The following is a 6,113-nucleotide window of genomic DNA, read 5'->3' as shown; positions in this document are numbered from 1 at the left end:
TCTTCTATGGTGACAGCGTCAATGCCATACAAGTACAGACGTGGGTCGTACTCATTGCCAATCTGCTCATAACGGTCCTCTCAAGAAGCATAAAACGAAACTGCGCATTCTCGCAAGTTGTCACCATGATACGCCTTACGCTCATGTACTACATCGACTTCATTCGGTTTATGGAAAAACCAGACAGAACTTGGAATGACATAGTTGCGAAAGAGACGCAGAAAGCACCACCAGAACCCACATTTTTTGATTGAGGGGGCTTACTTTTTTTAAAAAAGACCCCGAGGCGCATATTTACTGGGCTTCGGGGAGGATTTTTATTGCCTTTTGAGTTTTACCGGACAGCAATAACTGCAAACAACTGTTCCCCGAAAAGAATCATACAAAACTCCATTCGGGGAACATTGACTGACTTCAAGTTCGCAGAACTTGCAACAGATATTTGTTACGGACGCGAGTTCTTAAATATATCTATTAAGGTTCTGAACTTTTTTCTGGGAATATAAAATCAAAAGTTTCTCCTTCTATCTCATTAGCATATTCATCACCTACATAGAAATCGTAAAGGTTTGCTCCACAATATGGACAAAAAACGATATTGCATGTTGCTAAATTCAGAGAAAACTTCTCGTATCCCATTGTTATAAAGAATCTAATATCATTACGTTTATTTTTTGTTCGACTTGCCTGCTTGTTATGTAAAAACAGACTTATATCTCTATCATTTACCAATAATGGAGACTTGAATTTTACAATTCTAAAATTCATGCCGAAATTATTACCAACATAATATTGTCCTTCAAAGGCACTACAACAGAATTTCATATCTTAATATTTTTTAAATGTGGCAAAATATCTTTTACAACCAATGGTTGTATTTCGTATTCTGTTCCACTAGAATTACCATACATCCCATTAAGTTTTATAATATCCTCCCGAGTTTACATATATATTCTAACATCCGCAATCACCACAGAAGGCAAGCTCTTGCTTGTTCTTGTTGTTGTCTTCCACAACAAGGTTGCCCTTCACTTTGTAAGACTCGCTCTGCCCGCTGCTTTCTTTGCCTGCAATCGTCACTTTTAACGTGTATTTCTCATTTCGGTACAGAAACACATCATTCTTCATGTCCGACAAAGCAAACTTCTCGAGACGGCGGTTTATCATCATGTAGGCTGTTTCGGCAAGGTCGTTGACCATTATGTAGCCCCAGTTCTGCTTTTTGCACGGATATTTATAGAATACGCAGCAACCGCCATCAATCTCCGACGGTATTGAGTCGAAAGTCCCGATTTCAATGCCCACATTGGGTTTCGTTTCTGCTGAAGAGGCGAGAGAATAAAATATTGAAAGACAAACGAATAAGAGTAGCCTAACTTTCTTCATTTTTTCTGATTTACAAATGGGTGGCACAACCAACTTTATTGTAGTAATAAAAGATCTGACGGTTCGATATCTACGCGAGCATATTCTATATTTCTACTATCCTTTAGAATATAAATGATATGGATATTTTCATCCATCAGTTCTTGCTTGTTCAAGACTAAGACTTTCTCTCCACGCAAACTATACACACATACACCCTTCAAAATTTCGAGATAATCCGAAGTTATTTCTTTCGGATCCATCTCGCTGTCTATCTGAGCAACATAATATATTTTTCCGTCTTTAACGTAAGCCTCTGTAATACAACAGCCTTCTTCTATCTGAACAGGCAGTTTTTTCTTCGCAAATTCTTCTTTGACAAAGAAAAGTGCAGAATATTCGCCGTTTTTCTTTTTAGTGTATATTTCTTTAAGTTTATCTGGAGATACGCAAACCTCCATCAGCTTCTTATTTGTTTCTGAAGAATAAATCAGATATTTAAGTCCCATACCATCATCTACAAATATGCCGATAGCATCATTAGAAGCAGTCGAAAGCAGTTTTGCTTTTATAATGTCGGGATTCTGAATTTCTTCCCATTGCTTAAAATCAGCCCACATCTTTTCAGACATTTTGTACGACATTTCTACGGTATCTACATTCACATTTATATCAAAAACAACAAAATCCTTACCTGCAACTTCTTTTGGAAGCTGCTTCTTAAGTTCTTCGACTCCCCAAGCAAAAGCCTTACGTTTGTACATCCTGCACGAACTTAACGACAGAAGAATCGCCAGTACTGCAAACATAAACTTAAATACATTCTTCATATAAAAAATCTTTCCTTTTAGTTGTCACTATCTTTTTGTTTTGCACTCGTTTTCTGAAACCTTAATGCAGTTTGTCTGTTTTTCACACACAAATAAAAACTTTGCAAAGTTAATCATTTTTCTTGAGAACATAACCGAAAATACACTCTTGATTTCATACCGCCAAAAACACATTTCATACAAGCAAGCCAACATTTCGTACATAGTCAGAAAATCTATATCTGATTCTCGTTTCGGCATGGTTATCTTTGCATCAAAAACAAAGAAAAACTGCTTATGAAACGAAAAATCCTACTCTTCGTAATCGGCTTAACGCTTATGCTTGCTACCGCGATATGCGTATGCAACATCGTTGTAAACTCCAACGCCTGCGGAAGAACATTCGACAATGCCGACGACATTCCGCCACAGAACACAGCCCTTCTGCTGGGCACAAATCCTGTATGCCGATACGACCACAGTCCGAACTTCTTCTACAAGGCAAGAATCGAGGCTGTCGCCAGTCTGTATCGCAAAGGTAAGTTCAAGAGGCTGATTATCAGCGGTGACAAGCATCAGGGCTACGACGAGCCAGCGGCGATGACGAACGACCTTGTAAAACTCGGCATCCCGAAGGAGGTTATTGCCACCGACGGCAGCGGACACCGCACTCTCCTATCCATGAAAAATATCCAACAAAATTTCGATATAGATTCTGTTATCATAATCTCGCAGAAATGGCACAACGAGCGTTCAATCTATCTTGCCGACAAGATGGGAATACACGCCATTGGCTACAACGCAAAAGACGCTCGCAATACGCGAACCTTTCTTACTCACATTCGCGAGAAACTGGCGAGGGTGAAGATTTTTATCGACATCTACATTACGAATAGAAAAGATTTCAATTTATGATTAGAAAGATACTTAGGATGCTCTTAATTCTGCTTCTGACGGCAGCATTGGCATCGGGTGGATTTGCGTGGTGGATTTACCACACTCCCGACACCGCACCGTTACCCAAAAGCACAAAAGCCAGACTCTTCTGGCACAACAACGTTAATCCGTGGGACTTGCAACAAGTTAGGGACTACTGCCGGAAGTTTGGCTACAACGAAACCTACTACATCATCTGCGACTTCGGGATGCCTTCGGGAAAGAAGCGGTTCTACCTTTACAACCTAAACAGCCGACGGCGCATAATGAGCAGCTATTGCATGCACGGCAACGGAGGCGGCTCTACCGACGAGAAAGCGGTTTTCAGCAACAAGCCGGGCAGCAACTGCTCGAGCGTGGGACTTTTTGCCCTCAAAGGCATAGGCTCGTACAGCATGAAGAGTTGCATCAGAGTCACGGGGCTAGACCGCACCAACAGCATGGCTCGCGCAAGAGGTCTGCTCATTCACTCATCGCGCAAGACGACATGCTTTGACGGAGGGCAGGAATACATTCCGCTGGGCGACGAAAGCCACGGCTGCTTCACCATTTCAGCCGGCAGTCTTGCGCAACTGATGGCAATCTACTCTCTGCACGGAAAAAAGAAACGGATTCTGATGTGGGCGTGTACATAATCGCACACAAAAAACATAGATTTCTGACATAGAAAAAATCGGAATACAACTTTTTTGCCTATTTTTGCACCATAACCGAGACACGATTTTGAAACAACTGTTGACCATACAGAATGGCGGCACGGAACTTATCCGCCTTGCGTTCGACGAGATTCTATACATAAGGTCGGACGGCAATTACTGTGTGATGACGCTTTCTGACGGCGAGGAGATTCAGCTTTGGATGAATCTGAAGGCGATAACCGACCTCATAGACCAGCAGATGCGTCAGCAACAAGTTGTATTTGTGCGAGTTGGCAAGCAATATGTGCTGAATCTCCATTACATAAGCCGAATAGACACAAAGAAGAATCAACTGACGCTGTGGCGCAAGGATTTGACACGGAAAACGGTTCTGGGCGAGATATCGCACAAGGCTCTCTCGCTTCTCGAAGAAGGAATTAAACAGATGGCAAGATGAACTACAACGACGACGAAATACAGTTTTTGGGCGGAGAGGACATCAGCAACAGTCCTACATCAATCCCACGGAAGCCGGCATCGCGCAGATGGTGGACAGCCGTCGCTGCGCTCGCAATAGTGACGCTTGCCGCAACGACATTCTATTTCTGGCGCCAGGCTAACCGCTTTACCGTATCGTTCGAGTATCCGCTGAGCCGTTCATCTGCACAGATAATAAGCGATTTGGAGGCGATGCAAGGCGATTCGGTTCACGGCATCACGATGAAGGAAGATTCGCTCTACGGCGTTGGCATGAGGCTGTTCGAACTTCGCGGCGTTGTGCCGTCTTTTTCGCGCACCGCACCGTCAGACAGCGATACAACGATATGCCTTGCCGCCCACGCATGGGACTATTATTGGGACGACAACAAGCAATACCGATACATAGGCGACTTTATAGACAACGGAAACGAACTTGCAAGCGGCTCGCGCAAGGCTGGATTTGTTGCCGTGGTAGGCGACAAGTGGCAGATTGGAATCAGCACCGAGGACTCGGTAAAAGAATATATAAAGGCGCACAACGGCTCAATATTCAGGCAGTTTGCGCTTGTCTCAGCCGGGCAGATATGCGAGAAGCAGTTCGCACTTAAAGGTAAGGTTACGCGCTGCGCTCTTGCCCGTAAATCGGGTTCGAGGGGCATCTGGTATGTCGAGACCATAAACAAGGAATCGCTATACGACTTTGCCCAAGCCCTTGCCGACTATGGCTTTTCCGATGCCGTCTACCTTACTGGCGGCAACTCAGGAAACACGTTCTACCGCACGCCCGACGGGCAGCCGCACGGCAAACTCGACTGGCAAGACGAGGCTATAAACCTTATCGTTTTCAGAAGATAGTTTTAATAATCGACAATTAACAAGTGACAATTGACAATGTTGTTCTTGACTAGGGGATTACTGCAATAGATACAGAGATTCTGAGAGCAAATTTATCTTATACGCTCAAAATGTCCGCAACCGCCATCGCCCGACTTATTCTCAACAAACAGCGTATCATCAGTAATCCAGAATTTATCTTTTTTTACATGACCGTCAAAATACATTATTATTGTATCACCACGAACAGAATACTTAATTGCCGGCTCGCCTTCCTCATCTATAAAATAGATACTATCTTCGGTTATCCTTTGCCAAGCAACTTCACCTAAAGCCCAAACACCCAACAACTGCTTTTTCAATGAGTCTTGCGCTGTTGGTTGCTTACAACTGTCGCTTTCAGAAACTAAAGATACCGAGTCTTCGGCTTTTGTTTCGTTTGCAATATTGCCACTACCCTTGCGTGTGCATCCAGTAAAGATGCACATAGCAAACAAGAAGAAGGCAACAGATTGATAATTAGTTTTTCTCATTTTTCTTTGTTCTAAAATAGAGTTGTTATTAAACCTGAAGAACTCGCAACAGCTATTTTTGGCGACTGCAAGTTTACTGAATTCAAAATCAAACGAACAGCAAATCAACGAACCCTTATGTATTTTCCCTTACTATCCTTATATATGAAAATTAAGGAATCATCAATACGCCAGTTCGGGATAAGATTAGAGTTCAAACAGCTCAAGTTGTCTTGATTTTTCGACATGCACAGGAAGGGCATCCGGCTTGTTCTCGAAGAAGCAATATGCAGTAAGGGCAGAGCAGATGTTCATGATAAAATTATGTATCGAGCGATGGCGTGAGTGCACAAGGTTTGCCTTGTTCTTGAGCAGGTCGTTGATGCACTCGATGATGCATCTTTTCCTAAGCAGAATCTTCTCCTCAAGCGACATGAGTTTGTTCTTCATGTTCGCCTTGAGACCATGTACGAGAAGGACTCCCTGATCGAACAGTGAGTCGAAGAGTTCCTTCTTGATGTAGCCCCTGTCGGCGAAGA

9 protein-coding genes and 1 pseudogene are annotated in these 6,113 nt (G+C 43.0%); 5 read left to right on the top strand and 5 right to left on the bottom strand.

Annotation, left to right across the window (positions count from 1 at the left end):
* A pseudogene (locus T538_RS19030) lies at window positions 1-254 on the top strand (transposase); the annotation flags it as partial.
* Between the two features lie 220 nt (window positions 255-474).
* Here T538_RS19030 and T538_RS0113495 read toward each other — a convergent pair.
* The 3 genes from T538_RS0113495 to T538_RS0113485 all read right to left on the bottom strand — a co-directional run bounded on the left by T538_RS0113495 (window position 475) and on the right by T538_RS0113485 (window position 2,195).
* The gene (locus T538_RS0113495; RefSeq protein WP_031534504.1) at window positions 475-825 is read right to left on the bottom strand and encodes a hypothetical protein; all 351 of its coding nucleotides are present in this window, start codon (window positions 823-825) and stop codon (window positions 475-477) included.
* 129 nt (window positions 826-954) lie between these two features.
* The gene (locus tag T538_RS0113490) at window positions 955-1,305 is read right to left on the bottom strand and encodes a hypothetical protein (RefSeq protein ID WP_031534507.1); all 351 of its coding nucleotides are present in this window, start codon (window positions 1,303-1,305) and stop codon (window positions 955-957) included.
* Between the two features lie 116 nt (window positions 1,306-1,421).
* On the bottom strand, window positions 1,422-2,195 hold the full coding sequence (locus tag T538_RS0113485; RefSeq protein WP_031534509.1) for a hypothetical protein: 774 nt from the start codon (window positions 2,193-2,195) through the stop codon (window positions 1,422-1,424).
* A 276-nt stretch (window positions 2,196-2,471) separates the two neighbouring features.
* Between T538_RS0113485 and T538_RS0113475 the strand changes: the two genes are divergently transcribed.
* The 4 genes from T538_RS0113475 to T538_RS0113460 all read left to right on the top strand — a co-directional run bounded on the left by T538_RS0113475 (window position 2,472) and on the right by T538_RS0113460 (window position 5,083).
* Window positions 2,472-3,089 (top strand): SanA/YdcF family protein, encoded by a 618-nt coding sequence (locus tag T538_RS0113475; protein ID WP_031534513.1) that lies wholly within the window; start codon window positions 2,472-2,474, stop codon window positions 3,087-3,089.
* The gene (locus tag T538_RS0113470) at window positions 3,086-3,745 is read left to right on the top strand and encodes a murein L,D-transpeptidase catalytic domain-containing protein (RefSeq protein WP_081835003.1); all 660 of its coding nucleotides are present in this window, start codon (window positions 3,086-3,088) and stop codon (window positions 3,743-3,745) included. Before T538_RS0113475 ends, T538_RS0113470 begins: the two co-directional genes overlap by 4 nt.
* 88 nt (window positions 3,746-3,833) lie before the next feature.
* Window positions 3,834-4,205, top strand: a complete 372-nt coding sequence (locus T538_RS0113465; protein ID WP_081835004.1) for a LytTR family DNA-binding domain-containing protein — start codon at window positions 3,834-3,836, stop codon at window positions 4,203-4,205.
* A complete protein-coding gene (locus tag T538_RS0113460) occupies window positions 4,202-5,083 on the top strand; it encodes a hypothetical protein (protein WP_031534519.1) in 882 nt (293 codons plus the stop codon). The genes T538_RS0113465 and T538_RS0113460 overlap by 4 nt, the downstream gene beginning before the upstream one ends.
* 92 nt (window positions 5,084-5,175) lie before the next feature.
* On the opposite strand, the gene T538_RS0113455 is transcribed toward T538_RS0113460, so the two are convergent.
* Window positions 5,176-5,595, bottom strand: coding sequence for a hypothetical protein (locus T538_RS0113455; protein ID WP_155993224.1), 420 nt, complete (start codon window positions 5,593-5,595; stop codon window positions 5,176-5,178).
* A 186-nt stretch (window positions 5,596-5,781) separates the two neighbouring features.
* Window positions 5,782-6,113: transposase (locus tag T538_RS0113450; RefSeq protein ID WP_031541402.1), on the bottom strand; the 332-nt coding region annotated here is incomplete at its 5' end.

This window comes from Bacteroides sp. Ga6A2 (genome assembly GCF_000702225.1).
In the GTDB taxonomy this organism is placed as follows: domain Bacteria; phylum Bacteroidota; class Bacteroidia; order Bacteroidales; family Bacteroidaceae; genus Ga6A1.
This window is presented reverse-complemented; position numbering and strand designations above follow the sequence as displayed.

Excerpts from the sequence above, each read along its gene's own strand:
- T538_RS0113495 (WP_031534504.1), bottom strand. The coding sequence starts at position 825 with ATGAAATTCTGTTGTAGTGCCTTTGAAGGACAATATTATGTTGGTAAT.
- T538_RS0113485 (WP_031534509.1), bottom strand. The coding sequence starts at position 2,195 with ATGAAGAATGTATTTAAGTTTATGTTTGCAGTACTGGCGATTCTTCTG.
- T538_RS0113475 (WP_031534513.1), top strand. The coding sequence starts at position 2,472 with ATGAAACGAAAAATCCTACTCTTCGTAATCGGCTTAACGCTTATGCTT.
- T538_RS0113470 (WP_081835003.1), top strand. The coding sequence starts at position 3,086 with ATGATTAGAAAGATACTTAGGATGCTCTTAATTCTGCTTCTGACGGCA.
- T538_RS0113460 (WP_031534519.1), top strand. The coding sequence starts at position 4,202 with ATGAACTACAACGACGACGAAATACAGTTTTTGGGCGGAGAGGACATC.
- T538_RS0113455 (WP_155993224.1), bottom strand. The coding sequence starts at position 5,595 with ATGAGAAAAACTAATTATCAATCTGTTGCCTTCTTCTTGTTTGCTATG.